We start from the raw sequence: 26,060 nt of genomic DNA on the forward strand, positions 1-26,060 counted from the left end.
GCTTTCAGAGATGAAAGTCTATGAGTGCAAGGGCTATCAAGCGCTGACAGCTATCAATCTGGCGGCTGGCTTACTGCTCGCGGCGCAGGGCGGGGAACAGGATCACGTCGCGGATGCTGGGGCTGTCGGTCAGCAGCATCATGAAACGGTCGATGCCGATGCCGCAGCCGCCGGTGGGAGGCATGCCGTACTCGAGGGCGCGCACAAAGTCGTGGTCGAAGTACATGGCTTCGTCGTCGCCGCTGTCCTTGGCCTCCACCTGGGCATTGAAGCGCGCGGCCTGGTCTTCGGCGTCGTTGAGCTCGGAGAAGCCGTTGCCGAACTCACGACCCGTGATGTAGAGCTCGAAGCGCTCGGTCACCTCGGGGCGCTCGTCGTTGGCGCGGGCCAGCGGCGAGATTTCCGTGGGGTGCTCCATGATGAAAGTGGGGTTCCAGAGCTTGTCCTCGACCACTTCCTCGAAGTACAGCACTTGCAGGCTGGCCAGCGTGCGCGTGGACAGCTTGTCCTTGTCTTCCTTCATGCCCAGCTTCTTGAGGGCATTGATCAGCCAGTCGCGGTTGGCCACGTTCTCGCCGGCGTCGGTGTACTTGACGATGGCCTCCACGATGGTCAGGCGCTCGAAGGGCTTGCTCAGGTCCACGGGCTTGCCGCCATAGCTGAGCTCCAGCGTGCCCACGGCCTTCATGGCGGCGTCGCGGATCAGCTGCTCGGTGTAGTTCATCAGGTCGCGGTAGTTCCAGTAGGCCGCGTAGAACTCCATCATCGTGAACTCGGGGTTGTGGCGCACCGAGATGCCTTCGTTGCGGAAGTTGCGGTTGATCTCGAACACGCGCTCGAAGCCACCGACGATCAGGCGCTTGAGGTAGAGCTCGGGCGCGATGCGCAGGTACATCTCCTGGTCCAGCGCATTGTGGTGGGTGATGAAGGGCTTGGCGTTGGCACCGCCGGGGATGGGGTGGAGCATGGGCGTCTCGACCTCGAGGAAGCCATGCTCGACCATGAAGTCACGGATGCCGGCCACGGCCTTGCTGCGGGCCACGAAGCGCTTGCGGGCCTCCTCGTCCGTCATCAGGTCCACATAGCGCTGGCGCACCTTCTGCTCGAGGTCGGCCATGCCGTGGAACTTGTCGGGCATGGGGCGCAGGCTCTTGGTCAGCAGGCGGATGCGCGTGGCCTTGATCGACAGCTCGCCGGTCTTGGTCTTCATCAGCTGGCCTTCGACGGCGATGATGTCGCCCAGGTCCCACTTCTTGAAATCGGCGTACAGCTCTTCGCCCACGGCGTCGCGGGTCACATAGGCCTGGATGCGGCCCGTGGCGTCCTGCACGGTGGCAAAGCTGGCCTTGCCCATGACGCGCTTGAGCATCATGCGGCCGGCCACGCTGACGGCGATGGCTGCGGCGTCCAGGGCTTCGGCGTCCTTGTCGCTGTGTTCGGCGATCAGGGCCGCGGCGCGGTGCTCGGGCTTGAAGTCGTTGGGGAAGGCGACGCCGCCGTTGGCCTTGGAAGACTCGCGCAGGGCTTTGAGTTTTTCGCGGCGCTCGGCGATGAGTTTGTTTTCGTCCTGAGGGGCGGTGATTTCTGCCGCAGAAGAGGTGTTTTGTTCAGTCATGAAAATGAGCGCCAGCGCCAAGCGCCGGTTGGAGACCACAAGGTATGGAGCGGCAGTGGCTGCCGCGGTCCGGAACCGGACATTTTAAGTTTTTTGCCAAATCTGGGGAGAGCGGGCGGGCAAAGTGCCGACCCAGGCTGAGGTATGGGCATCCCTGGGTCGGGGGCGTCGCAGTTTGCAGCCCTGGTTGTGCTATTGAAAACAGAGTCTGCAGCGCCAGCCCGGCATGGCCGCAAAGCCAATATGGCTGGATTTATTGCTGGCGGGCCTGCGGGCCCGAGCCGCCTATGCCGTTCTGTTCCAGCACATCGGCCACGAGTTCCAGCCGCACCAGCGGGCTGTCCAGGGTCATGAGCTGCTGCTTGATGTTCACGGACAGCGGCAGCATCTCGGCCCAGCGGTTGGCCACCCAGCCGCAGTCGTTCATCTGTGCCAGCGTCGGCAGCTGCACGCGGCCGATATCCTGGCCATGCATATTCATCAGCACCTGGAACAGCGCATGGGCCATGCTGCGCAGATGGGGCGGCACCGGTACGACGACGTCGGGGGGCTGCAGGTTCACATCGGCCACCCAGAGCCCGTGCGGCAGCCGCCAGCTGTTTTCGATGTGAAAGCGCTGCATGCCATGGCATTGCAGATGCAGCAGACCGGTCTGCACGGTTTCCAGCTTCTCGATACGGGCCAGCACGCCTTCGGCAAACAGCTGCTCCGGCTGGGCTCCGGCCTGGCGCACCTCCTGTCCGCTGTGCAGCGCCACTACGCCGAATGGGGCGCCGGTGCTCAGGCATTTACGCACCATGTCGAGGTAGCGCACCTCGAAGACCCGCAGGCTTAGCTGGCCGCCGGGAAACAGGACAGCTCCCAGTGGGAACAGCGGCAGAGAGTGCAGACTTGATGTTTCAGTCATGGTGCCCGGCTATCATCCCACGAATGGGCGAAATGCCGCTATTTTTCGGATCAAGTCACATGCTGTTTGAGATTGTTTCGTTTCTGCTGGACGTTGTCGTGGGGCTGATCAGCGGCGCCAGCCTGCTGCGCATGTATATGCAGGCCCAGCGCGTGCCGTTTTCCAATCCCGTGGGGCAGCTGGTCTTTGCGCTCAGCGACTGGATCGTGCTGCCGCTGCGCAAGGTCATGTCCAGCAAGGGGCGCTGGGATATGCTCAGCCTGCTGGCAGCCCTGCTGCTGCAGTTCGTGGAGGTGCTGCTGGTCTGGCTGCTGCTGGGTGCCAAGGGCGCATTGCTGGCTCTGCCCTGGCTGGCCCTCTGCGGCCTGGTCAAGGTGGCCCTGTCCGGCATGATGGGCATCCTGCTGGTCTATGCCATCCTGTCCTGGGTGCAGCCGTATTCGCCGATCTATGGCGTGCTGCAGCGCCTGTCGGATCCGCTGGTGGCGCCCATACGCAAGTTCGTGCCCCTGATCGGCAATGTGGACTTCTCTGCGCTGATCGGCCTGATCGCGCTGCAGGTGCTGTTGATGGTGCTCAATTATGTGCAGGCGGCCGGCTTGATGGTGATTGCGCAAAGCAGTCTCTAAGCCCGGCAGCAAGCAAACAGCCCGCGCAGACTGGGTCTGCGCGGGCTGTTTGTTTTTGGGGCGCGTGGGCGCTTATGCCACGGCGTCGGCGGGCAGGCGCTGCAGCATGGCCAGGGAGCTGGAGACGCGGTCGCGCAGCTCGCGGCGGTCCACGATCATGTCCACGGCACCCTTGTCCTGCAGGAACTCGGCGCGCTGGAAGCCTTCGGGCAGCTTCACGCGCACCGTGGTCTCGATCACGCGCGGGCCCGCAAAGCCGATCAAGGCCTTGGGTTCGGCAATCACGATATCGCCGACAAAGGCGAAACCGGCCGACACGCCGCCCATGGTGGGGTCGGTCAGCACCGAGATATAGGGCAGGCCTTTCTTGGCCAGACGGGTCAGCGCGGCATTGGTCTTGGCCATTTGCATCAGCGACAGCAGGCCTTCCTGCATGCGCGCGCCGCCGGTGGCGGTAAAGCAGATGAACGGCACTTTCTGTTCGATGGCGGTTTCCACGCCGCGCACAAAGCGCTCGCCGACCACGGAGCCCATGGAGCCGCCCATGAAGTCGAACTCGAAGCAGGCCACGACCACGTTGATGCTCTTGACGGCACCGCCCATGACGATCAGCGCATCGGTCTCGCCGGTGTTCTCCAGCGCTTCCTTCAGACGCTCGGGGTACTTGCGGCTGTCCTTGAATTTGAGCGGGTCGACTGGAATGACCTCCTGGCCGATTTCGTAGCGGCCCTCGGCATCGAGGAAATGGTTCAGCCGCGCGCGTGCGCCGATGCGGTGATGGTGGCCGCAGGTCGGGCAGACGTTCTGGTTCTTTTCCAGATCGGTCTTGTACAGAACGGTTTCACAGCTGGGGCATTTGATCCACAGACCTTCGGGAATCTGCTGGTGGCGCTCCGTCGGGTTGGTCTGCTGGATTTTTGCGGGCAGAAGTTTTTCAAGCCAGGACATGGTTATTTCCTTTTCAGTTTCCACTGCACTGCGCGCCACCCGCAACCCATGAGGGCGGCGCGGCGCAGGCACTGGCACAATCCCGGTCAGGGACAGCGAGCAAGGGCCGCCCCGCTGCGAGGCTGTCGTCCCCTTTCAAGGGGGAAGCGGCGAAGCCGCTCAGGGGGTGGCTGATTTCAGGGCTGCATTATGCGTCGAGAGCCTTACGCACACCGCGCAGGAAGTCTATTGCCAGGGGCACGATCTTCTCATGCGGCTGGTTGTCGAGCAGATCGATGATGCGGCTGCCGATGATGACGGCGTCCGATACGCGGCCCACGGCCTGGGCGGTCTGGGCGTCGCGGATGCCGAAGCCCACGCCCACGGGAATGCTCACATGCTGGCGGATGCGCGGCAGCATGGCTTCCACGGCCGAGGTGTCCAGCGCGCCCGAGCCCGTCACGCCCTTGAGCGAGACATAGTAGACATAGCCGCTGGCCACGCGGGCCACCTGCTGCATGCGCTCCTCGGTGCTGGTGGGGGCCAGCAAAAAGATCAGGTCCATGTTGCGCTCGCGCAGCTTGGCCGCAAACTCCTCGCATTCCTCGGGCGGGTAGTCCACGATGAGCACGCCGTCCACACCGGCTTCGGCCGCCTGGTTGACGAAGGCATCCTCGCCGTGGATCTGGTCATAGCGCTCCACGGGGTTGGCATAGCCCATCAGCACCACGGGCGTGCTCTGGTCTTTCTTGCGGAACTCGGCCACATAGGCCAGCACCTGCTTGAGGCCCACGCCGTTGGCAATCGCCTTGTCGCCGGCGCGCTGGATGGTGGGGCCGTCGGCCATGGGGTCGGAAAACGGCACGCCCAGCTCGATCACGTCGGCACCGGCCTCCACCATGCCATGCATGAGCGAAGGGGTGATGGCCGCGAACGGAAAACCGGCGGTCACATAGGGAATCAGCGCCTTGCGGCCCTCTTGCTGGAGTTTGCTGAAAGTGTCTGAGATACGGCTCATTGCTTGTTGCCTCCCGCTGTGCTGCCATGGGTTGCGGCCTTGGCGGCCTCGTGGCCGGGCGCGCCCTTGACGGTGAGGCCGCGCATGGAGGGTCGGTCGAAATACTCGGCGCCCGACAGATCGGCCACGGTGCCGATGTCCTTGTCGCCACGGCCCGAGAGGTTGACGAGGATGGACTGGTCGGCTCGCATGGTCTTGGCCAGCTTCATGGCATAGGCCACGGCATGGCTGGATTCCAGGGCCGGGATGATGCCTTCGGCGCGGCACAGATAGTGGAAGGCTTCCAGTGCCTCCTGGTCGGTGATGCCCACATACTGGGCCCGGCCGATCTCCTGCAGCCAGGCGTGTTCCGGGCCCACGCCCGGGTAGTCGAGGCCGGCGCTGACCGAATGGGTTTCGGTGATCTGGCCGTTCTCGTCCTGCAGGATGAAGGTACGGTTGCCGTGCAGCACGCCTGAGGAGCCGCGCTGCAGGCTGGCCGAGTGCTTGCCGCTGTCCAGGCCTTCGCCCGCAGCTTCCACGCCGATCAGATGGGTGTTCTCGAAGGGAATGTAGGGGTAGAAGATGCCCATGGCATTGCTGCCGCCGCCCACGCAGGCGACCACGGCATCGGGCTGATGGCCTGCGCCCAGGAATTCGGGCATTTGCGTCAGGCACTCGTCGCCTATGACCTTCTGGAAGTCGCGCACCATCATGGGGTAGGGGTGGGGGCCGGCCACGGTGCCGATGATGTAGAAGGTGTTGTCCACGTTGGCCACCCAGTCGCGCATGGCTTCGTTGAGCGCGTCCTTCAGCGTCTTGCTGCCCGATTCCACGGGCACCACGGTGGCGCCCAGCAGCTTCATGCGATAGACGTTGGGGCTCTGGCGCTTCACGTCCTCGGCACCCATGTAGACGATGCATTCGAGACCGTAGCGCGCACAGATGGTGGCCGTGGCCACGCCGTGCTGGCCGGCTCCTGTCTCGGCAATGATGCGCGGCTTGCCCATGCGCTTGGCGAGCATGGCCTGGCCGATCACATTGTTGATCTTGTGCGCGCCCGTGTGGTTCAGGTCTTCGCGCTTGAGGTAGATCTGCGCGCCGCCCATCTCGCGCGACATGCGGTCCGCGTGGTAGACGGGCGAGGGACGGCCTACGTAGTGGGCCAGCTCGGACTGGAATTCGGCGATGAATTCGGGATCGTTCTGGTACTTGGCGTAAGCGTCGCGCAGCTCGGCCAGCGCATGGGTCAGGGTTTCGCTGGCGAAGCTGCCGCCGTAGCGGCCGAAGTGGCCGTGGACGTCGGGGTATTGGTATTCAAACATGTGCTTGTCTGCAAATATTGGGCATCGGCTGCGCGTACGGCAGCCATGAAGCGGTGAATCTTGTGGGCATCCTTGATGCCTTTGAGGGGCTTGCCGTCGGGGCCGTCGGCCTCGACGCCCGAGCTCACATCAACGGCCAGCGACAGCCCGCGCGGGCGTACCTGCAAGATGCCATCGGTCACGTTTGCAGGCGTGAGTCCACCAGACAAAACGAGGTGAGAGGCGACGCTTGTTGGCAGAAGTGACCAATTGAATGCTTTCCCGCCGCCGCCATATCCGTCGACATGGGCGTCGAGCAAGATGGCCTGGGCTTCTGAATAACGTTGCGCATATTCTACGAGGTCGAACCGCGCCGCATCGTCCCCCAGGGGTATGCGTGCCGCCTTCAGCCATGGCTGCACGCCCCGCGTTGCGGTCGCGCAGTCCTCGGGCGACTCATCGCCATGAAACTGCACGCAGGCATTGGGAATCCTGGCGCAGGCGGCCCGGACATTGCTCGCGCTTTCATTCACGAACAGCAAAACCGGCGTGACGAACGGGGGCAGGCGTCGCGCCAGCTCGGCGGCGCGCTCCAGCGTGACGGCGCGCGGGCTGGCCGCATAGAGCACAAAGCCTATGGCATCGGCCCCGGCCTGGACCGCGGCATCGACGTCCTGCTCGCGGGTCAGGCCGCAGATCTTGATACGGGTTCGTTGCGAATGGTTCATGGCAGCCAGTCAAAAGCGGCCGTGCGCGTGGGCAGGCCCCATTTCTCATCGTACATGGGGCCGAGGAAATACAGGCCGTCAGGGGCGAAGGTGGGAGCCGCCGCATCGCGTGAGCGCGCCGCCAGCACCTGCTCCATCCACTCGGGCGGATACAGGCCCTGGCCGATGGCGATCAGGCAGCCCATGATGTTGCGCACCATATGGTGGAGGAAGGCGCTGCCGTCGAACTCGAAACGCCAGTAGCAGCATTCCATGGGCTCGGTGTCGCCGGGGCGCATGGAGCTGGCAGCAGCCTGCTTGGAGCCGCCATCGGTCATGCGCCGGCTGACGCGGATGTCGTACAGCGTCTTGACCGGCGTCTTGGCCTGGCAGCCCGAGGCCCGGAAGGAGCTGAAGTCGTGCTCGCCGATCAGATTGCGGGCGGCCTGCTGCATGGCCTCGCCGTCCAGAGCATGGAATACCCAGCCCACGCGGCCGGCCTCCACGCTGGGGCGCACGGGCGACTGGAGCAGCACATAGGCATAGCGGCGGCCCGTGGCGCAGGCGCGGGAGTGGAATTCGTCGGATACCGGCTGCGCCCATTGCACGGCAATGTCGGGCGGCAAAAAGGTGTTGGTGCCGCGCACCCAGGAAAATGGCGCACGCTGCAGCTCGGTGTCGAAATGCACGACCTGCATCAGACCGTGCACGCCGGCATCGGTACGGCCTGCGCAGATTGTGGACACCTCTTGAGCAGCAAAGCGGCCCAGGGCCGCTTCGAGATGATCTTGTACGGTCTTGCCTGAAGGCTGGCTCTGCCAGCCGTTATAGGCCTGACCGTTGTAGCTGACGCCAAGAGCTATGCGCATGGCACGGGCGCTGGCGTGGGGTTCAAACGCATCAAATTTCAACCAATCTGGGAAAGCAGGCTCTGGGCCCTGGCCTTGAGATCGCCATGGGCTTCGGCGATCACTTCTTCCATGAGTGTACGCGCTCCGTCGCTGTCGCCGATGGCGTTGAACTCTTCGGCCAGCGCCAGCTTGGTTGCCAGCGGGTCTTCGGGTTCGGCGGGGAGGCTGGTCGGGCCGGCACCGGAGGCCGTCTCGGGCGTACCCAGATCCAGCGACAGGCCGCTCAGGTCGAAGCTGGGCTCGGACTGGGAAGCGGAGCCGATGCTCGGCGGAACCATGGGCTCGGCGGCGCCAGTCTCTTCGTCCAGGCTCAAGGTCTGGTCCGTCGAGGCTGGTGCGGTTGCGGGCGCTGCTTCGGACGTGAGCGGCAGGGAGAAGCTGTCGAGGTCGAACTCCAGCGCATTCAGCGAGCTGACCGGAGCCTCCGTTACGGGCTCAGCCACGGGCGCCTGGGCCGTGGGCAGGCTGAACGAGGCCAGATCGTTGAGGTCGATATTCAGGCTGTTGTCTGCCGCGGCCGAGGGCTCTGCCGCTGCGGCAGGCGCTTCCCACTGAGGCTGGGCGCCCAGGTTCTGGGGCGCAGCAGGCTGTACCGCCTGGGGCTCGGGACGGTTGAGGTCGAATTCCAGGCCGCTAGGCATGGTGGGAGGGCCTTCCCTGTCGTCGGCCGCGCTGTGGGCGGAAGCCAGTGCGGCGCCAAAGCCCATGCCCGCGGTGGCAGCGCCCATCAGGCCGGAAGCCGCTTCGACCGGGCCGGCTGCCGATGCGGCGGCGGACTGAGCCAGGGGAGAGCCGCCAGGCTGGTACAGCTGGTTGTCGGGGTCGAGAATGCGGCCCTGATCGGCCAGGCGCAGCCATTCCGGACCCTTGCCCTGGGTCAGCGCATAGAGGTTGTTGGCCACCGCAGCGTAGGCGATGCGGTCATGGCGCTTGGCATAGATCTCGGCCAGCTTCTGATGCAGGACCAGGCGGTTCGGGTCGCTGCGCAGGGCTTCCTTGAGGATTTCCTCGGCCTGCAGATCGCGGCCATAGGCCAGATAGACATCGGCCTCGGCCAGCGGGTCCACATCGCCGGCATCGAGCTGGCTGGGCGAATAATGCATGGACTGGCCCGACAGCTGGCTGCTGTTGGTGGTGGTCGTGTCCACGCGCTGGCCGCCGCTGGCACCGAAGAAGGAGTCGGCGGCCAGTTGGCTGTCACCTAGCGAGCTGTCGGTGCTGGCCGCGGCCGCGGCCTTGCGGCGCTGCGCAACACGGTAGCCGCCGTAGCCCAGCAGCAGGGCCAGCAGGGCCGCACCGGCGAGGGGAATCGCTGGGTCGTCCATCAAACCGTCGATGAAGCTGGGCTCTTCCGGGGGCGCCAGGGGGGCCGGTGCAGGCTTGGGTTTCGCTGCGGGGGCTGGCGCTGGAGCCGGAGCTTCGGCCGCCGGTACGGGGCTGGCGTCTGCGGCCGGGGCGTTCGCGGCGGGCGTTGCCGCGGCTGCGGGCTCTGCCGCCGGTGCGGCTTCGGGTTTGGCGGTTTCAGCTGCAGCAGCGGGCGCGGCGGCCGGGGCTGCAGGAGTGGTGCTTGCAGCCGCATTGCCGGCGACGGTGGCCGCAGGCACGGCGAGGCCGGGAGCCGCCGAGGGGGCGGAGCCGCCAGCCGCAGGCGCTGCGGCGCTGCCCGCGGGCTTGGTGGCCGCAGCAATCTGGCTGAGTTCCGCCATATTGCGCTTGAGCTCGTCGGTGCGTGCCGATTGCTCGACGGCCTGCTTCTGCTGAGCCAGGTGTTCGTCGGCTGCAGCGCCCTTGACCGAGCCCTTGGACAGGGTCAGCTTGTCGGGTGCGGCCGTGCCGGCCTTGCTGTCTTCCACATGGGCCTGGACCTGGCCGGAGGCCGCGCGCGATGCGGCTTCGACGGGGGCAACCGGTGCCACACCGGCCAGCTGACGGCGGAACTGATTGAAATCGCGCGACTGGGCGGCCATGATCTGGCGCGCTTCCTTGGCCGAGGTGGCCTGGGCCGCGGCTTCGTCGGGCAGCTGAACCACGGCGCCGCTGCGCATGCGGTTGACGTTGCCGTCGACAAAGGCCTGCGGGTTGCTGCGCAGCATGGCCACCAGCATCTGGTCCAGCGAGACGCCTGCAGGCTTGTAGGCGGCCGCAATCCGGCCCGCGGTGTCGCCGGTCTTGACACGCAACTCGCCGCTGCCAGCGGCCGGTGCAGCCGCGCTGGCCTGTCGCTTGCGTTTGGCCGAGGCCTCGCCCTGGTCGCGGTCGTTGCGCAGATCGCGGCCCGCTGCGGCAGCGGGAGCTGGCTCCACGACGGCCGGACGGACCGGGCGGGCGGCTGGCTCGGCCGGCGCCACCTGAGCTGCAGCCACGGGGGCGGGAGCCGGACGGCGAGAGGCGGGAGGATCCAGCAGCAGTGTGTAATTGCGCTGTAGCTTGCCCGAGGCCCAGTTGGTGTCGATCACCAGATCCACAAACGGGTCGTTGACGGGCTGGGCGCTGCTCAGCTGCAGCACGGCCGTGCCATTGGTGCGCTTTTGCACCTTGACGCGCACCGAATTGGCCGTGCCCGTGTATTCCATGCCCTGGGCCCGGAAGGCGGCCGGCGAGGCAATTGCGGCCTGCAGGCTGTCGGCCTCTGCGGCGCTCAGCTGGGGGATCTCGACTTCGGCACGCAGGGGCTCGCCCAGAGCCGATTGAACGGTGATCCGGCCCAGCGCCAAGGCCCATGCATCAGTGGCCGCTAGGCTTGACAGAGCGAGGGAGGCTGCGGCGAGCGCAGAGAGTTTCCAGCGTTGCATAAGGCATCAAATTTTTCTGCGCACCCAGTCCACCCTGTAATTCTTCTCGCGAGGCCGGTGGACCGGTGCACTTGTCATTGAAATTTCCTGCGGTCGGCAAATAGTCTCCAAGGCCGCAGGACACGCCGCCATTGTCGGCGACGCTATTGCATGGCGAGCAAAAGCGTGCTTGACAAGGCTTTGGAATGTTGTCGATTGGCAACGAGATGAAACTTAATGTATCTACGATGCGGCAATTCGGTCATCCGAACAGATGGTCGATTGTGGCCCAGCCCCGGGCTTGAACATGAAAAAGCGCCATGCATCGCAGGGATGGCATGGCGCTGTTTGAGCTGGCGCAAGCCAGCGTCAGAGGCAAGTCGCTTTAGGCGGCCAGCAGGATGCGCAGCATGCGGCGCAGCGGCTCGGCAGCACCCCATAGCAGCTGGTCACCGATCACGAAGGCCGAGACGTATTCGGGGCCCATATTGAGCTTGCGCACGCGACCCACGGCGACGTTAAGGCCGCCGGTGGTCGCTGCGGGAGTCAGTTCCTTGACGGTCAGGGCGCGGTCGTTGGCCACGAACTTGACCCAGGGATTGCCGCCCTTGATCAGGGCTTCGATCTCTTCCAGGGGCATATCCTTCTTGAGCTTCAGGGTCAGCGCCAGGCTGTGGCAGCGCATGGCGCCGATGCGCACGCATAGACCGTCGACGGGGATGGTGGCTTCGGTGCCCAGGATCTTGTTGACCTCGGCCTGGCCCTTCCATTCTTCCTTGGACTGGCCGTTGGGCAGTTGCACGTCGATCCAGGGGATCAGGCCGCCGGCCAGAGGCGCGCCGAAGAATTCGGTGGGTACGTCTTCACGGATGGTGGCGGCTACCTTGCGATCGATTTCGAGAATGGCCGAAGCAGGGGTTGCCAGCTCGTCGGCGACGGCCGCGTGCACCACGCCCATGCCCTTGAGCAGTTCGCGCATATGGTTGGCGCCGCCGCCCGAGGCCGCCTGGTAGGTCATGGAGGAGACCCACTCCACGAGACCGGCCTTGAACAGACCGCCCAGGCCCATCAGCAGGATGGAGTTGGTGCAGTTGCCGCCGATCCAGTTCTTGCCGCCCGCGGCCAGTTTCTGCTGGATCAGGCCTTCGTTGACGGGATCCAGCACGATGACGGCATCGCTCTCCATGCGCAGCGAGGAGGCTGCGTCGATCCAGTGGCCGTTCCAGCCCGCGGCGCGGATCTTGGGGAAGACTTCCTTGGTGTAGTCGCCGCCCTGGCAGGTGATGATGATGTCGCACTTGGACAGCTCGGCGATGTCGTTGGCATCCTTGAGCTGGGTGTGGACCGTGGCCATGGCCGGGGCCTTGCCGCCGGCGTTGGAGGTGGAGAAAAACACCGGCTCGATCAGCGCGAAGTCGCCTTCGGCCTGCATGCGGTCCATCAGCACGGAGCCAACCATGCCGCGCCAGCCCACCAAACCTACCAATTGCTTGCTCATTTGAAACGCCTTTTCAGTTTTGAAAACAGTAGCTTGAGACTGCTTCGTCCGGCTCGTCAGGGCCGGAAAGGGCGCGCGACGAACCGGGCTGGGTCAGCCTGTAATCGTCTTAATGGTGATTGCGCGCGCGTCCAGACCGGCAAGCATTGCAGGTGTGGCGGTTTCAGTGTTGAAGGTGCGTGCGGCAAACATAAGAGTTGTCATTCTAGCGACTAGAGCAAAAGCGTGAAGAATTAAAATCGCTTAAATTTCTAGTCAAAACGTCGAAATAAATGATTTATTTTTTGACGTTTTGTTTTATTTGGAGTCGATAAATACGTCAAACGAAAAGCCACCGCATTTGCGGCGGTGGCTTCGCATCAGTCGTTCATGGCCATTTGATGGCCATCAGTCAGATGCTGGCCAGCGCCTTGACCACGGCATCGCCCATCTGGGCAGTGCTGACCTTGGTCGTGCCTTCGCTGTAGATGTCGGCGGTGCGCAGGCCCTGGGCCAGCACCTTCTGCACGGCGGCTTCGATCTTCTGGGCCGCGGCTTCCTGGTTCAGCGAGAAGCGCAGCATCATCGCGGCCGAGAGGATGGTGGCCAGCGGATTGGCGATGCCCTTGCCGGCGATGTCGGGGGCCGAGCCGTGGCTGGGTTCGTACAGGCCCTGCTTCTTGTCGTTGAGCGAGGCCGAGGGCAGCATGCCGATGGAGCCGGTCAGCATCGATGCTTCGTCGGACAGGATGTCGCCGAACATATTACCGGTGACCACCACGTCGAAGCGCTTGGGTTCCTTGACCAGCTGCATGGCGGCGTTGTCCACGTACATATGGTCCAGGGCCACGTCGGGGTACTGCTTGGCGACTTCGCTGACCACATCCTTCCACAGCTGGAAGGTCTCGAGCACATTGGCCTTGTCCACGCTGGTCACGCGCTTGCTGCGCTTTTGCGCGGCCTGGAAGGCGACGTGGGCTATGCGCTCGATCTCGGGGCGGGTGTAGCGCATGGTGTCGAAGGCTTCCTCGGCGCCGGGGAAGTGGCCATCGGGAGCCACGCGGCGGCCGCGCGGCTGGCCGAAGTAGATGTCGCCGGTCAGCTCGCGGATGATGAGGATGTCGAGGCCTGCAACCAGCTCGGGCTTGAGGCTGGAGGCGTGGGTCAGTTCCTTGTAGCAGATGGCGGGGCGGAAGTTGGCGAACAGGCCCAGGGCCTTGCGCAGGCCGAGGATGGCCTGCTCGGGGCGCAGCGGACGGTCCAGCGTGTCGTACTTCCAGTCGCCCACGGCGCCGAACAGGATGGCATCGGCTTCCTGGGCCAGCTTCAGCGTGGCGGGAGGCAGGGGGTGGCCGGCGGCTTCGTAGCCAGCGCCGCCCACGGGAGCGGTTTCCATCTCCAGACCCAGATTCAGGGCCTCGAGCACCTTGACGGCTTCCGCGACGATTTCGGGACCGATGCCATCACCGGGCAAAACTGCAATCTTCATGATGTTCCTTTGATTAATTTGATAGCTACCATCGCCTGGTATTCATAGACTTCAGATCAAATACATCGCAAAGTCTATGAATAAAAAGCGCTAGCAGCTCATTTATTGGTAGCTAATTCAAGCAAGGCATGCCCTAAGCGAGAGGGCATCAAGCAAGAGCCTGGGCGGCCCCGCCGCCTCGCGGCAAAGGCCGTCGTCCCCCTTGGGGGAAGCCGCGTAGCGGCTCAGGGGGTTATTTCTGAATCAACGTATGCGCCAGCCAGGGCTTTTGCGCCAGACGCTCGGCCTCGAAGGCCTTGATCTTGTCGGCATGGCGCATGGTCAGGCCGATGTCGTCGAAGCCGTTGAGCAGGCAGTACTTGCGGAAGGCGATCACGTCGAAGGCAATCTCTTCGCCCTGGGGGCGGACAATGACCTGGCGTTCCAGGTCGATGGTCAGTTCGTAGCCGGGGAAGGCCTGCACCTCGTGGAACAGCAGGTCGATCGTGGACTCGGGCAGCACGATGGGCAGCAGGCCGTTCTTGAAGCTGTTGTTGAAGAAGATATCGGCAAAGCTGGGCGCCAGGATGGCGCGGAAGCCGTACTGGTCCAGGGCCCAGGGGGCGTGCTCGCGGCTGGAGCCGCAGCCGAAGTTCTTGCGCGCGATCAGGATGGAGGCGCCCTTGTAGCGCGGCTGGTTGAGCACGAAGTCGGGGTTGGGCTTGCGGTCGGCTTCGGGCACGCCGGGCTGGCCGGGCTGGTCCAGATAGCGCCACTCGTCAAACAGATTGGGGCCGAAGCCGGTCTTCTTGATGGACTTGAGGAACTGCTTGGGGATGATGGCGTCGGTGTCGACGTTCTCGCGGTCCATGGGGGCGACAAGGCCCTTGTGCACGGTGAATTTTTGCATGGTGTGATTCCAGAATCTTTAGTCTTAGCGACGTTCGCGTCTTGCGTCAGAGACGGCCAGCAAGGGCCGTCCCGCAGCAAAGGCCGTCGTCCCCCTTGGGGGAAGGCGCGCAGCGACTCAGGGGGTTACGCAAATTTACGGATATCGACAAAGTGGCCGTGGATGGCGGCCGCAGCGGCCATGGCGGGGCTGACCAGATGGGTGCGGCCACCCGCGCCCTGACGGCCTTCGAAGTTGCGGTTGCTGGTCGAGGCGCAGCGCTCGCCGGGCTCCAGACGGTCGGCGTTCATGGCCAGGCACATGGAGCAGCCGGGCTCGCGCCACTCAAAGCCTGCGGCCTTGAAGATCTGGTCCAGGCCTTCGCGCTCGGCCTGTTCCTTGACCAGACCGGAACCGGGCACGACCATGGCCAGCTTGATGTTCTTGGCCACTTTCTGGCCCAGCTTCTTGACCACGGCTGCGGCCTCGCGCATGTCCTCGATGCGGCTGTTGGTGCAGGAGCCGATGAAGACCTTGTCCACGAAGATGTCGTTGATGGGCTTGCCGGGCTCCAGCGCCATATAGGTCAGTGCACGCTCGATGGCGCCGCGCTTGCTGGCATCCTTTTCCTTGTCGGGATCGGGCACGGCGGCATCGATGCCCAGCACCATCTCGGGGCTGGTGCCCCAGGTGACCTGGGGCACGATGTCGGCCGCGTTGAGCTCGACCACGCGGTCGAACGTGGCGTCGGCATCGGAATGCAGCGTCTTCCAGTAGGCGACGGCCGCATCCCATTCAGTACCCGTGGGGGCCAGAGGGCGACCCTTGATGTAGTGGATGGTCTTCTCGTCTACGGCCACGAGGCCGGCGCGCGCGCCGCCTTCGATGGCCATGTTGCAGACGGTCATGCGGCCTTCCATGGACAGATCGCGGATCGCCTCGCCCGCGAATTCGATGGTGTAGCCCGTGCCGCCGGCGGTGCCGATCTTGCCGATGATGGCCAGCACGATGTCCTTGGCCGTGATGCCGGGCGCGACCTTGCCTTTGACCTGCACCAGCATGTTCTTGGCCTTCTTGGCCAGCAGGGTCTGGGTGGCCATCACATGCTCGACCTCGGAGGTGCCGATGCCGTGGGCCAGCGCGCCGAACGCGCCGTGCGTGGAGGTGTGGCTGTCGCCGCAGACCACGGTCATGCCGGGCAGGGTTGCGCCCTGCTCGGGGCCCATCACGTGGACGATGCCCTGGCCCTTGTCCATGAAGGGGAAGAAGGCCGCAGCACCGAAATCGGCGATGTTGCTGTTCAGCGTGATGATCTGCTCTTTGCTGATCGGGTCGGCAATGCCGTCATAGCCGCGCTCCCAGCCGTCGGTGGGCGTGTTGTGGTCGGCGGTCGCCACCACGGAGCTCACGCGCCACAGCTTGCGGCCGGCTTCGCGCAGGCCTTCGAAGGCCTGGGGGCTGGTCACCTCGTGCACCAGATGGCGGTCGATATAGAGGATGGAAGTCCCGTCTTCCTCGGTATGCACGACGTGCTCGTCAAAAATCTTGTCGTAGAGGGTGCGTCCCATGGTGGCCTCGTGAGTTTGTAGATGTCGGGTAGTGAATGCGGTACAGGCTGGTGCCTCAGGCCTTGGCCGGGCAGAGATGGTCGACCAGCAGGCGGGTGGTGACGGGCAGGGCGTCGAAGTCGCGCGCCACCACGCAGAGTTCGCGGCGGGCCCAGTCGTCGCTGAGCTGCACGGCGCGCAGATGGCCCACGCCATGCATGAGTTCGAAGGCGCGGTCCGGTAGCAGGCCCAGTCCCAGGCCGTTGTCTATCATGCGGCACATGGCGTCCAGGCTGGTGACCTGGATGCGCTGGTGCAGCGCATGGCCGGCCTGGGCCGCGGCGGCGCGCATGGCCAGGCTGATGGAAGAGCCCGCATGCAGGCTGACGATGTCCCATTCCAGCACTTCGGCAAAGGCCACGCTCTCGCGATCCGCCAAGGCATGGCGCTCGGGCACGACGACGACCAGCCGGTCCTCGCGGTAATTGCGGTACTGCAGCGGCACATTGCCTTGCGAGAGCTGCACGGTGGCCTGGTGGCCGTCGCCGTTCTTGATATTGCCCAGCGTGCAGATGCCGATGTCGGCCGTGCCCTCGGCCACGGCGCTCAGCACGTCGGGGCTCAGGTGCTCCTGCAGATCGATCTTGATCTGGCTGTGTTCGCGCGTGAACGCGCCCAGGTCTTCGGGCAGAAACTGCACGATGGCCGACATATTGGCGTGCATGCGCACATGGCCGCGCACGCCGTCGGCGTATTCGGAGAGTTCGCCCTGCATGCGCTCCAGCCCGTAGAGCACATTGCGTGCATGGTGCAGCAGGCTTTCGCCGGCGGGGGTCAGGGTCACGCCGCGGCTGTGACGATAGAGCAGGGCGGTATCGACGGTGGCTTCGAGGTCGGACAGGCGTTTGCTGACGGCCGAAGCGGCAATGAACTCGCGCTCCGCGGCGCGGCCGATGCTGCCCAGTTCGCACACGGCGACGAACAATTGCAGCGAGGTAAGGTCTATGCGGCGCGCAAAACTGCGCTCTGAATTCTTCATGGGGCCTAGTCTCAGTCTTCTCGTTTCGAGAAGTTATAAGCATTTTTACCGATAAATTACCCGGAATCCATCTTTGGATGAGATGTCTTGGTTCGCGATGGGTCATGCTTGGCGATGGGGCTTTTCTCGCTTGCAGATGGCTGGGCTGAAGTTCCGCGGCAAAAGTGTCGCTTTGCCGCTGGGCGGCAAAATTACGGCCGTGCGTGCAGAGGCGATGCGCAAAGATCGCGGCTGCGTCAAAAGACTGCCGATCTCGCGCGAGAAGCCCGGGATACAAGTGTCAAGCGTCAGTAAAGTGGCGTGCCGCTTCGGCTATTTGCTGCAAAAATGTGAGTCATGAGAGTCCCTGTTCCCGAGATGCCTGAAAGCGAAACCCCCGGTCTGCCCGCCTCTGCGATGAGGCTTGTTCCATCGCGCTTGACCCAGGTCTGCCTGCTGGCCGCGGCGCTGGCTCTGGGTGCCGTGTCTCCCGCCATGGCCAAGGGCAAGACGGCCGGCCACGACAAGGCGGCCGCCCATGCGGTCAAGTCCGGCAAAACAGCTGCCGCGGGCAAGGCGGCAAAGAGCGCAGGCGGCGGCAAGGCCTCAGCCAAGTCGGCAGGCAAGAAGGGCAGCCGTGGCGGCCGTGCGGCCCATGTGGCGGCCGGCGCGGCGGCGGCCGCCGCTCCCGTGGGGCTGGAACACTGGGCGCCCAGCAGCGACAAGCCCGATCAGGCCGAAGACGCCAAGGAGCTGGCAGCCCTGCGCAGCACGGCCCAGTCCGGAGATGCCAAGGCCCAGTACCTGCTGGGCTCGCGCTACCGCTTCGGCCGCGGCGTGAATCAGGACTTGGCGCAGGCCGTGCAGTGGTTTCGTAAGTCCGCCGATCAGGGCTATGCCCCGGCGCAGTCCGATCTGGGTGTGCTCTATGCGAATGGCCGCGGCGTGTCTCAGGACGAGCGCCAGGCCGTGCAGTGGTATCGCAAGGCCGCGGATCAGGGAGATGGGATTGCCCAGAACAATTTGGGCCTGATGTATGCCGAGGGGCGCGGCGTCGCCAAGGACGATGCCCAGGCCGTGCAGTGGTTCCAGCGCTCGGCGCAGAGCGGCGAGGCTGCGGGCCAGTACAGCCTGGGCGTGATGCTGGCCAGCGGCCGCGGCGTCAAGGAAGACAGCCGCAGCGCATTGCAGTGGTTCGAGCAGGCCGGCGAGAAAGGCCATGCCGATGCCCAGTACAACGCGGGCATGATGTATGCGGAAGGCGCGGTGGTGCCGCAGGATATGCCGCGTGCGGCGGGCTGGCTGGAAAAGTCGGCGAATCAGGGCAATGCCTCGGCTCAGTCCACGCTGGGCTTTCTGTACGCGAATGGCCAGGGGGTCGGTCAGAACCCGGCGACCGCGGCACGCTGGTTCGAGCGTGCGGCAAAACAGGGCGATACCGTGGCGCAGTCCAATCTGGCGGCCATGTATGCGAGCGGCCAGGGCGTAGAGAAAAGCATGGCCAAGGCCTATTACTGGCTGTTGATCGCGAAGACCAAGGATGCATCGCTGCAAAGCCGCGTGCGCACGGCGGAGCAGGACCTGGGCTCCGCGGAAAAGCTGCGCATACAGCGCGAGGCGCAGGCCTGGAAGCCGGTCAAGCAGTGAATCCGGCCCACGCATGAAAAAAGCCCATCGGCCATGCCGGATGGGCTTTTTTGTGAGCGGCTAGCGCTTAGCTGAAGAGGCTCTTGAGGCGATCCGTCCAGCTCTCGCCGCTGGGGGAATGCTTGGAGCCGCCTTTCTTGAGCGATTCGTCCAGATCCTTGAGCAGCTTGCGCTGGTACTCGGTGAGCTTGACCGGGGTCTCGACCACGATGTGGCAGTACAGGTCGCCGGGGTAGCTGGAGCGTATGCCCTTGATGCCCTTGCCGCGCAGGCGGAACTGCTTGCCGGCCTGGGTGCCTTCGGGGATGTCGATCGCGGCCTTGCCAGCCAGGGTCGGCACTTCGATCTCGCCGCCCAGGGCCGCAGTGATGAAACTCACGGGCACGTTGCAGTGCAGGTCGTCGCCGTCGCGCTCGAAGATATCGTGGTCCTTGACGCGAATCTCGATATAGAGGTCGCCGGCCGGGCCGCCGTTGGTGCCGGGCTCGCCGTTGCCCGCGGAGCGAATCCGCATGCCGTCGTCGATGCCGGCCGGCACCTTGACCTCCAGCGTCTTCTGGCGCTTGATCTTGCCCTGGCCGCCGCAGCTGGTGCAGGGCTCGGGAATGATCTTGCCCGTGCCGCGGCAGTGCGGGCAGGTCTGCTGCACGCTGAAGAAGCCCTGGCGCATCTGCACGCTGCCCATGCCGTTGCAGGTGGTGCAGGTCTTGGGGCTGGTGCCGGGCTTGGCGCCGCTGCCGTGGCAGGTGTCGCAGCTGTCCCAGCTGGGAATGCGGATCTGCGCATCCTTGCCCTTGGCCGCTTCCTCCAGGGTGATTTCCATGGAGTAGCTGAGGTCGTTGCCGCGGTAGACCTGGCGGCCGCCACGGCCGCGGCCGCCACCGCTGAACATATCGCCGAAGATGTCGCCGAAGGCCTCGGCGAAACCGCCAAAGCCTTCGCCGCCGCCCATGCCGCGGTTGGGGTCCACGCCCGCATGGCCGTACTGGTCATAGGCGGCGCGCTTCTGGGCGTCGGACAGCATCTCGTAGGCCTCTTTGACCTCCTTGAACTGCTCTTCGGCCGCCTTGGCCTTGTCACCCTGGTTGCGGTCGGGGTGGTGCTTCATCGCGAGCTTGCGATAAGCCTTCTTGATTTCGTCGTCCGAGGCGCTTTTGGCAACGCCCAGAACTTCATAGTAGTCACGTTTGGACATCTGGATTTCCGGTCGGAGAGAACAGGAACGCCGCGCCAGCCCATATCAGGGCCGGCGCGGCGGCAGGCGGTCAATGGTTTGAGGCCAGGACCTGCCCGCGCTTAGTCCTTCTTGACTTCCTTGACTTCTGCGTCAACCACGTTGTCGTCGCCAGCGGCAGCGCTTGCGGTCGATGCACCTGCGGCGGCAGCGGCCTCGGCACCGCCGGCGGCGGCCTGAGCGTCTGCGTACATCTTCTCGCCGAGCTTCTGGCTGACGGTCATCAGCGCCGTGGTCTTGGCGTCGATGGCGTCCTTGTCGTCACCCTTGAGGGCTTCTTCCAGTTCCTTTACGGCTGCCTCGATGGCCGACTTCTCGCCAGCATCGAGCTTGTCGCCATGTTCGCCCAGGCTCTTCTTGACGCTGTGGACAGCGGCTTCGCCCTGGTTCTTGGCCTGCACCAGCTCCAGCTTCTTCTTGTCGTCGGCAGCGTTGAGCTCGGCGTCCTTGACCATCTTCTGGATCTCGTCCTCGGACAGACCGGAGTTGGCCTTGATGGTGATCTTGTTTTCCTTGCCCGAGGCCTTGTCCTTGGCGCCCACGTGCAGGATGCCGTTGGCGTCGATGTCGAAGCTCACCTCGATCTGGGGCACGCCGCGGCCGGCGGGCGGAATACCTTCCAGGTTGAACTCGCCCAGCAGCTTGTTGGCGCTGGCGATCTCGCGTTCACCCTGGAACACCTTGATGGTCACGGCGGGCTGGTTGTCCTCGGCGGTCGAGAAGGTCTGCGCGAACTTGGTGGGGATGGTCGTGTTCTTGCTGATCATCTTGGTCATCACGCCGCCCAGGGTCTCGATGCCCAGGGACAGCGGAGTCACGTCCAGCAGCAGCACGTCCGAGCGCTCACCGCCCAGCACCTGACCTTGCACGGCAGCGCCCACGGCCACGGCTTCGTCGGGGTTCACATCCTTGCGGGGATCCTTGCCGAAGAATTCCTTGACCTTTTCCTGCACCTTGGGCATGCGGCTCATGCCGCCGACCAGGATCACGTCGTTGATGTCGGATACGGAGATGCCGGCGTCCTTGATGGCCGTGCGGCAGGGAGCGATGGTGCGCTCGATCAGGTCTTCCACCAGCGACTCCAGCTTGGCGCGGGTCAGCTTGATGTTCAGGTGCTTGGGACCCGTGGCGTCGGCCGTGATGTAGGGCAGGTTGATGTCGGTCTGGGCCGAGTTCGACAGCTCGATCTTGGCCTTTTCGGCGGCTTCCTTCAGGCGCTGCAGGGCCAGCACGTCCTTGGACAGGTCGACGCCTTGTTCCTTCTTGAACTCGTCGATGATGTAGTTGATGATGCGCTGGTCGAAGTCTTCGCCGCCCAGGAAGGTGTCGCCGTTGGTCGACAGCACTTCGAACTGCTTTTCGCCGTCCACGTCGGCGATTTCGATGATGGAGACGTCGAAAGTGCCGCCGCCCAGGTCATACACGGCCACCTTGCGGTCGCCCTTGCCGACCTTGTCCAAGCCGAAGGCCAGGGCCGCAGCCGTGGGTTCGTTGATGATGCGCTTGACTTCCAGGCCCGCGATGCGGCCAGCGTCCTTGGTGGCCTGGCGCTGGGCGTCGTTGAAGTAGGCGGGCACGGTGATCACGGCCTCGGTCACGGCCTCGCCCAGGAAGTCCTCGGCGGTCTTCTTCATCTTGCGCAGCACTTCGGCGCTGATCTGGGGAGGCGCCAGCTTCTGGTCGCGCACCTGGACCCAGGCGTCGCCGTTGTCGGCCTTCATGATCTGGAAAGGCATCAGGCCGATGTCTTTCTGCACCTCGGCTTCGTCGAACTTGCGACCGATCAGGCGCTTGGCGGCGTAGATGGTGTTCTTGGGGTTGGTAACGGCCTGGCGCTTGGCGGAAGCACCAACCAGAATCTCGCCGTCTTCCTGATAGGCGACGATGGAGGGGGTGGTGCGGGCGCCTTCGCTGTTCTCGATCACGCGGGTGTTGTTCCCTTCCATGATGGCGACGCAGCTATTGGTGGTGCCCAGGTCAATACCGATGATTTTTCCCATTTTTCTCTCCGTAACTTGTTGAATGTTCGCTTGATTCGTCAGTTGTGGGCGTTGGCCCGCTCTTCAAGAGTCATCGCTCGCAATTTTGCCCGTCTGACGCGTTTGGCCGTCCGTGGCTCAGCCCTGGGCCACGGTCACCAGGGCCGGGCGCAGAATGCGGTCGGCGATCACATAACCCTTTTGCAGCACGTTGACCACCGTGTTGGCGGGCTGGTCTGCCGGGACCATGGAGATGGCCTGGTGGTGGTGGGGGTCGAACTTCTCGCCTGCGGGCGGGTTGATGGCCAGCACCTTGTTGCGCTCCAGTGCCGATGTCAGCTGGCGCAGCGTGGCGTCCGAGCCTTCGCGCAGTTGCTCGGGCGTGGCGTTCTGGATGGACAGGGCGGCGTCCAGGCTGTCGATCACGGGCAGCAGGCTTTCGGCAAAGCCCTCGATGCCGAACTTGCGGGCCTTGGCCACATCCTCATCGGCGCGGCGGCGCATGTTCTCGGCCTCGGCCTTGGCGCGCAGATACTGGTCGGCCAGTTCGCTGCTCTTGGCCTTGAGTTGCTCGAGCTCAGCCTTCAGGCGCTCCAGTTCGTCCGACGCGTTGGCGGCCATGGCGGCCTCCACTTCCTCAGGGCTGGCGTCATTGAATGGGGTGGGATTGTTGTTCTCGGTCATAGGTGGTGAAGGTTTCGCAAAACTTAGGACAATCTAGGAACTAGATGTGCTCACCCGAGTCTATTTCAAGCCTTGTGAGAGCGCGGGCCTGCAAAAAGTGCCATTCCGCTCGGATTTGCAGTCTTCCCGGCCCTGGCGTGCGCGAGCGGGAGCCGCTGGTGAGAAGCGGTCCGGCCTCGCATTGACCTGGGGTGTGTGCAGGTTTATGTGGGCCTAAGTGTACAGACAGTCGAGCACTCGGCTAGAATCCAACGTTTTGCCTTGCCGCACCACTTCAAGACGCAGTGGGCGGCGTTTTCCCAAAAGGAGTCGATATGCGTCATTACGAAATCGTTTTGTTGATCCATCCGGATCAAAGCGAGCAAGTTCCCGCCATGCTGGAGCGCTACAAGGGCATGATTGCCGCTGGTGGCGGCAAGGTGCATCGCGAAGAAGACTGGGGCCGTCGTCAGCTGGCCTACATGATCAACAAGCTCGCCAAGGCCCACTACCTGTGCCTGAACATCGAAGCCGACCAGGCTGTGATGGCTGAACTGGAACACGCCTTCAAGTTCAACGATGCCGTGCTGCGTCACCTGACTGTGCAGAAGAAGAAGGCCGACACAGCCGCTTCCGCCATGATGAAGACCGTTGAGCGCGAAGAAGCCCGCAAGGCCAATCAGGCTGAGCACGCTTAAAGCATCCAGACTCTGAAGGAGTGGAAAACCGCGTTGTATTGACGGGAACACTGGCCGAGCAAGCCGCTCTGCGCTACACGCCCGCCGGACTGCCCGCCCTGGACGTGAGGATTGAACACAGTTCTCAGCATCAGGAAGCAGGCAATCTGCGCAACGTCACGGCATCTGTCAAAGCTGTTGCCTTTGGCTCGCTGGCTGAAAAGCTGGCCCGCCAGGCCCCCGGCAGCCAATGGACCTTTCAAGGTTTTCTGGCCACGCCGCGCAACACCAAGATGCTGGTTTTGCACATTCAGGACATTCAACAAAACTAATTTTCAAGAGGTCCAGAAATGGCCACGTTCAAGAAATTCAACAAGGACAAGCGTCCTAAGCGCAACACCCAGTCGCTGCTGTTCAAGCGCAAGCGCTTCTGCCGCTTCACCGTCGCCGGCGTCGAAGAAATCGACTACAAGGATGTCGACACCCTGCGCGACTTCATCGCTGAAAACGGCAAGATCGTGCCCGCACGCCTGACCGGCACGCGCGCCATCTACCAGCGTCAGCTGAACACTGCCATCAAGCGCGCTCGCTTCCTGGCTCTGGTTCCCTACTCTGACCAGCACAAGATCTAAGGAGCACGAACATGCAAATTATTCTGCTCGACAAGGTTGTGAACCTGGGTAACCTGGGCGATATCGTCAAGGTCAAGGACGGCTACGCCCGCAACTTCCTGATCCCCACGGGCGCTGCCCGTCGCGCCACGGCTGCAGCCAAGGCCGAGTTCGAAGCCAAGCGCGCCGAACTGGAAAAGGCTGCTGCCGAGAAGCTGGCCGCCGCTCAAGCCCTGGGCGAAAAGCTCAACGGCGCCAGCGTGAAGATCACTCAGAAGGCCGGTGTTGACGGTCGTCTGTTTGGTTCCATCACCAACGCCGACATCGCCGAAGAACTGCAAAAGGCAGGCTTCGAAGTGCACAAGGCACAGGTTCGCATGCCCAACGGTCCTCTGAAGATGGTTGGCGACGCTACCGTGCTGGTGGCTCTGCACACGGACGTGTCCGCAGAAGTCTCCGTCTCCGTGTACGGCGACCACTCCTAATCCAGACTTGTTCTGAATTGGCAAGAAGCCGCCTTCGGGCGGTTTTTTGTTTTCTGGCGATGCCGCCGTCGCCGGTGTTTTTCTAGTTCCCCCAAGGGTGACGTCGTTGCCGCCTCCGGCTACGATGGAGAACTTGCCCCAAGGAGTCTCATGTCGTCTGTAATGCCCCCGCTCGATCTGGAAGATGATGCCTTCGCGCCGGTGCCGCCTGCGGATCAGCAGGTGGCGCAGCTGCGCGTGCCGCCGCATTCCATGGAGTCGGAGTCCTCGGTGCTCGGCGGCCTGCTGCTGGACAACAATGCCTGGGACCGCGTCGGCGATCTTCTCACCGACGGGGATTTCTACCGCCACGAGCACAAGCTGATCTATGAGGCCATAGGCAAGCTGATCAATGCCAGCAAGCCGGCCGACGTGATCACGGTCTACGAGCATCTGCAGGGCATAGGCAAGGCCGAGGAAATCGGCGGCCTGATGTATCTGAACCAGCTGGCTCAGTACGTGCCCAGTGCCAGCAATATCCGCCGCTATGCGGAAATCGTGCGCGAGCGCGCCATTCTGCGCAAGCTGGTGACGGCCAGCGACGAGATCGCGACCAATGCCTTCAACCAGCAGGGCAAGACGGTGGAGCGCATCCTCGACGAGGCCGAGCAGAAGATCATGGCCATCGGCGAGGAGGGGGCGCGCAACAAGCAGGGTTTCCAGTCGCTGGATACGCTGGTGGTGGACCTGCTGGACCGCGTCCAGGAGATGGCCGACAATCCTATGGACGTGACCGGCGTGCCCACGGGTTTCGTCGATCTGGACCGCATGACCAGCGGCCTGCAGGCCGGTGACATGGTGGTGCTGGCCGCGCGCCCGTCCATGGGCAAGACCTCGTTCGCCGTGAATATTGCCGAGCATGTGGCGCTCAACGAAGGCCTGCCGGTCGCCATCTTCTCCATGGAAATGGGCGCGGCCCAGCTGGCGGTTCGTATCGTGGGCTCCATCGGCCGCGTGAACCAGGGCAATCTGCGCACCGGCAAGCTCAGCGACGACGAGTGGCCGCGGCTGACCGAGGCCATCGAGCGGCTGCGCACGGTGTCGCTGCATATCGACGAGACGCCGGGCCTGTCCCCCACGGAGTTGCGTGCCAATGCGCGGCGCCTGGCGCGCCAGTGCGGCAAGCTCGGCCTCATCGTGGTCGACTATCTGCAGCTGATGAGCGGATCGGGGTCGGCGGCCAGTTCCGACAATCGCGCCACCGAGCTGGGCGAGATCTCCCGGGGTCTGAAGATGCTGGCCAAGGAGCTGCAATGCCCGGTGATCGCGCTGTCCCAGCTCAACCGCTCGGTGGAGCAACGTACCGACAAGCGGCCCATGATGTCCGACCTGCGCGAATCGGGCGCCATCGAGCAGGACGCGGACATCATCATGTTCATCTACCGCGACGACTACTACAACAAGGACAGCAAGGAGCCGAATATTGCCGAGGTCATCATCGGCAAGCAGCGTAACGGCCCGACGGGCACGGTGAAGCTGTTCTTCCAGAAGAACCAGACGCGCTTCGAGAACCTGGCCCAGGGCTACGGCAGCGACGAATACTAAGAGTGGCTAACAT

At 64.0% G+C, this 26,060-nt stretch carries 24 protein-coding genes; 8 read left to right on the plus strand and 16 right to left on the minus strand.

Going from position 1 to position 26,060, the window contains the following annotated elements; genetic code table 11:
* Window positions 1-70 precede the first annotated feature (70 nt).
* Both lysS and AB6724_RS00460 read right to left on the minus strand, forming a co-directional pair.
* The gene (gene lysS / locus AB6724_RS00455) at window positions 71-1,615 is read right to left on the minus strand and encodes a lysine--tRNA ligase (RefSeq protein WP_369336534.1); all 1,545 of its coding nucleotides are present in this window, start codon (window positions 1,613-1,615) and stop codon (window positions 71-73) included.
* Window positions 1,616-1,868: 253 nt separating this feature from the next.
* Window positions 1,869-2,522: an LON peptidase substrate-binding domain-containing protein gene (locus AB6724_RS00460; RefSeq protein ID WP_369336535.1), complete on the minus strand. Its 654-nt coding sequence runs from the start codon at window positions 2,520-2,522 to the stop codon at window positions 1,869-1,871.
* Between the two features lie 59 nt (window positions 2,523-2,581).
* Here AB6724_RS00460 and AB6724_RS00465 point away from each other — a divergent pair, with 59 nt between their 5' ends.
* The gene (locus AB6724_RS00465; protein WP_369336536.1) at window positions 2,582-3,151 is read left to right on the plus strand and encodes a YggT family protein; all 570 of its coding nucleotides are present in this window, start codon (window positions 2,582-2,584) and stop codon (window positions 3,149-3,151) included.
* Window positions 3,152-3,223: 72 nt separating this feature from the next.
* On the opposite strand, the gene accD is transcribed toward AB6724_RS00465, so the two are convergent.
* The 11 genes from accD to AB6724_RS00520 form a co-directional block, all read right to left on the minus strand.
* On the minus strand, window positions 3,224-4,099 hold the full coding sequence (gene accD, locus AB6724_RS00470) for an acetyl-CoA carboxylase, carboxyltransferase subunit beta (protein ID WP_369336537.1): 876 nt from the start codon (window positions 4,097-4,099) through the stop codon (window positions 3,224-3,226).
* Window positions 4,100-4,286: 187 nt separating this feature from the next.
* Window positions 4,287-5,096 (minus strand): tryptophan synthase subunit alpha, encoded by an 810-nt coding sequence (trpA, locus tag AB6724_RS00475; RefSeq protein ID WP_369336538.1) that lies wholly within the window; start codon window positions 5,094-5,096, stop codon window positions 4,287-4,289.
* Window positions 5,093-6,400 (minus strand): tryptophan synthase subunit beta, encoded by a 1,308-nt coding sequence (trpB, locus tag AB6724_RS00480; protein WP_369336539.1) that lies wholly within the window; start codon window positions 6,398-6,400, stop codon window positions 5,093-5,095. Before trpB ends, trpA begins: the two co-directional genes overlap by 4 nt.
* A complete protein-coding gene (locus AB6724_RS00485) occupies window positions 6,325-7,107 on the minus strand; it encodes a phosphoribosylanthranilate isomerase (RefSeq protein WP_369336540.1) in 783 nt (260 codons plus the stop codon). The genes trpB and AB6724_RS00485 overlap by 76 nt, the downstream gene beginning before the upstream one ends.
* Complete coding sequence (gene truA, locus AB6724_RS00490) at window positions 7,104-7,955, minus strand: tRNA pseudouridine(38-40) synthase TruA (protein WP_369336541.1); 852 nt, start codon at window positions 7,953-7,955, stop codon at window positions 7,104-7,106. The genes AB6724_RS00485 and truA overlap by 4 nt, the downstream gene beginning before the upstream one ends.
* A 38-nt stretch (window positions 7,956-7,993) precedes the next feature.
* Window positions 7,994-10,789: a motility hub landmark protein FimV gene (locus AB6724_RS00495; RefSeq protein ID WP_369336542.1), complete on the minus strand. Its 2,796-nt coding sequence runs from the start codon at window positions 10,787-10,789 to the stop codon at window positions 7,994-7,996.
* A gap of 364 nt (window positions 10,790-11,153) precedes the next feature.
* Window positions 11,154-12,266, minus strand: coding sequence for an aspartate-semialdehyde dehydrogenase (gene asd / locus AB6724_RS00500; protein WP_369336543.1), 1,113 nt, complete (start codon window positions 12,264-12,266; stop codon window positions 11,154-11,156).
* Window positions 12,267-12,657: 391 nt separating this feature from the next.
* Complete coding sequence (leuB, locus tag AB6724_RS00505; RefSeq protein ID WP_369336544.1) at window positions 12,658-13,734, minus strand: 3-isopropylmalate dehydrogenase; 1,077 nt, start codon at window positions 13,732-13,734, stop codon at window positions 12,658-12,660.
* A 232-nt stretch (window positions 13,735-13,966) separates the two neighbouring features.
* Window positions 13,967-14,623, minus strand: coding sequence for a 3-isopropylmalate dehydratase small subunit (gene leuD / locus AB6724_RS00510; RefSeq protein ID WP_369336545.1), 657 nt, complete (start codon window positions 14,621-14,623; stop codon window positions 13,967-13,969).
* Between the two features lie 125 nt (window positions 14,624-14,748).
* The gene (leuC, locus tag AB6724_RS00515) at window positions 14,749-16,170 is read right to left on the minus strand and encodes a 3-isopropylmalate dehydratase large subunit (RefSeq protein ID WP_369336546.1); all 1,422 of its coding nucleotides are present in this window, start codon (window positions 16,168-16,170) and stop codon (window positions 14,749-14,751) included.
* Between the two features lie 55 nt (window positions 16,171-16,225).
* Window positions 16,226-17,188, minus strand: coding sequence for a LysR family transcriptional regulator (locus AB6724_RS00520; protein WP_369336547.1), 963 nt, complete (start codon window positions 17,186-17,188; stop codon window positions 16,226-16,228).
* Between the two features lie 73 nt (window positions 17,189-17,261).
* On the opposite strand from AB6724_RS00520, the gene AB6724_RS00525 reads away from it, so the two are divergent.
* Together AB6724_RS00525 and AB6724_RS00530 are read left to right on the plus strand one after the other, a co-directional pair.
* Window positions 17,262-17,528: a hypothetical protein gene (locus tag AB6724_RS00525; RefSeq protein WP_369336548.1), complete on the plus strand. Its 267-nt coding sequence runs from the start codon at window positions 17,262-17,264 to the stop codon at window positions 17,526-17,528.
* On the plus strand, window positions 17,525-18,814 hold the full coding sequence (locus AB6724_RS00530) for an SEL1-like repeat protein (RefSeq protein ID WP_369336549.1): 1,290 nt from the start codon (window positions 17,525-17,527) through the stop codon (window positions 18,812-18,814). The genes AB6724_RS00525 and AB6724_RS00530 overlap by 4 nt, the downstream gene beginning before the upstream one ends.
* Window positions 18,815-18,881: 67 nt before the next feature.
* On the opposite strand, the gene dnaJ is transcribed toward AB6724_RS00530, so the two are convergent.
* The 3 genes from dnaJ to grpE form a co-directional block, all read right to left on the minus strand.
* Window positions 18,882-20,009: a molecular chaperone DnaJ gene (gene dnaJ / locus AB6724_RS00535; RefSeq protein WP_369336550.1), complete on the minus strand. Its 1,128-nt coding sequence runs from the start codon at window positions 20,007-20,009 to the stop codon at window positions 18,882-18,884.
* Window positions 20,010-20,110: 101 nt separating this feature from the next.
* A complete protein-coding gene (gene dnaK / locus AB6724_RS00540) occupies window positions 20,111-22,048 on the minus strand; it encodes a molecular chaperone DnaK (protein WP_369336551.1) in 1,938 nt (645 codons plus the stop codon).
* A 117-nt stretch (window positions 22,049-22,165) separates the two neighbouring features.
* Complete coding sequence (gene grpE / locus AB6724_RS00545; protein WP_369336552.1) at window positions 22,166-22,711, minus strand: nucleotide exchange factor GrpE; 546 nt, start codon at window positions 22,709-22,711, stop codon at window positions 22,166-22,168.
* Window positions 22,712-23,025: 314 nt separating this feature from the next.
* Here grpE and rpsF point away from each other — a divergent pair, with 314 nt between their 5' ends.
* The 5 genes from rpsF (at window position 23,026) to dnaB (ending at window position 26,047) form a co-directional block, all read left to right on the plus strand.
* Entirely contained in the window at window positions 23,026-23,388 is a 363-nt protein-coding gene (gene rpsF, locus AB6724_RS00550) for a 30S ribosomal protein S6 (RefSeq protein ID WP_369336553.1), read from the plus strand.
* Window positions 23,389-23,408: 20 nt separating this feature from the next.
* Window positions 23,409-23,699: a primosomal replication protein N gene (gene priB, locus AB6724_RS00555; protein WP_369336554.1), complete on the plus strand. Its 291-nt coding sequence runs from the start codon at window positions 23,409-23,411 to the stop codon at window positions 23,697-23,699.
* An 18-nt stretch (window positions 23,700-23,717) separates the two neighbouring features.
* Window positions 23,718-23,999: a 30S ribosomal protein S18 gene (gene rpsR, locus AB6724_RS00560; protein WP_158386426.1), complete on the plus strand. Its 282-nt coding sequence runs from the start codon at window positions 23,718-23,720 to the stop codon at window positions 23,997-23,999.
* 11 nt (window positions 24,000-24,010) lie between these two features.
* Window positions 24,011-24,463, plus strand: a complete 453-nt coding sequence (rplI, locus tag AB6724_RS00565; protein ID WP_369336555.1) for a 50S ribosomal protein L9 — start codon at window positions 24,011-24,013, stop codon at window positions 24,461-24,463.
* Window positions 24,464-24,613: 150 nt separating this feature from the next.
* Window positions 24,614-26,047: a replicative DNA helicase gene (gene dnaB / locus AB6724_RS00570; protein ID WP_369336556.1), complete on the plus strand. Its 1,434-nt coding sequence runs from the start codon at window positions 24,614-24,616 to the stop codon at window positions 26,045-26,047.
* Window positions 26,048-26,060: the final 13 nt, after the last annotated feature.

The organism is Comamonas guangdongensis (assembly GCF_041079535.1).
GTDB classification, from domain to species: Bacteria; Pseudomonadota; Gammaproteobacteria; order Burkholderiales; family Burkholderiaceae_C; genus Comamonas; species Comamonas guangdongensis.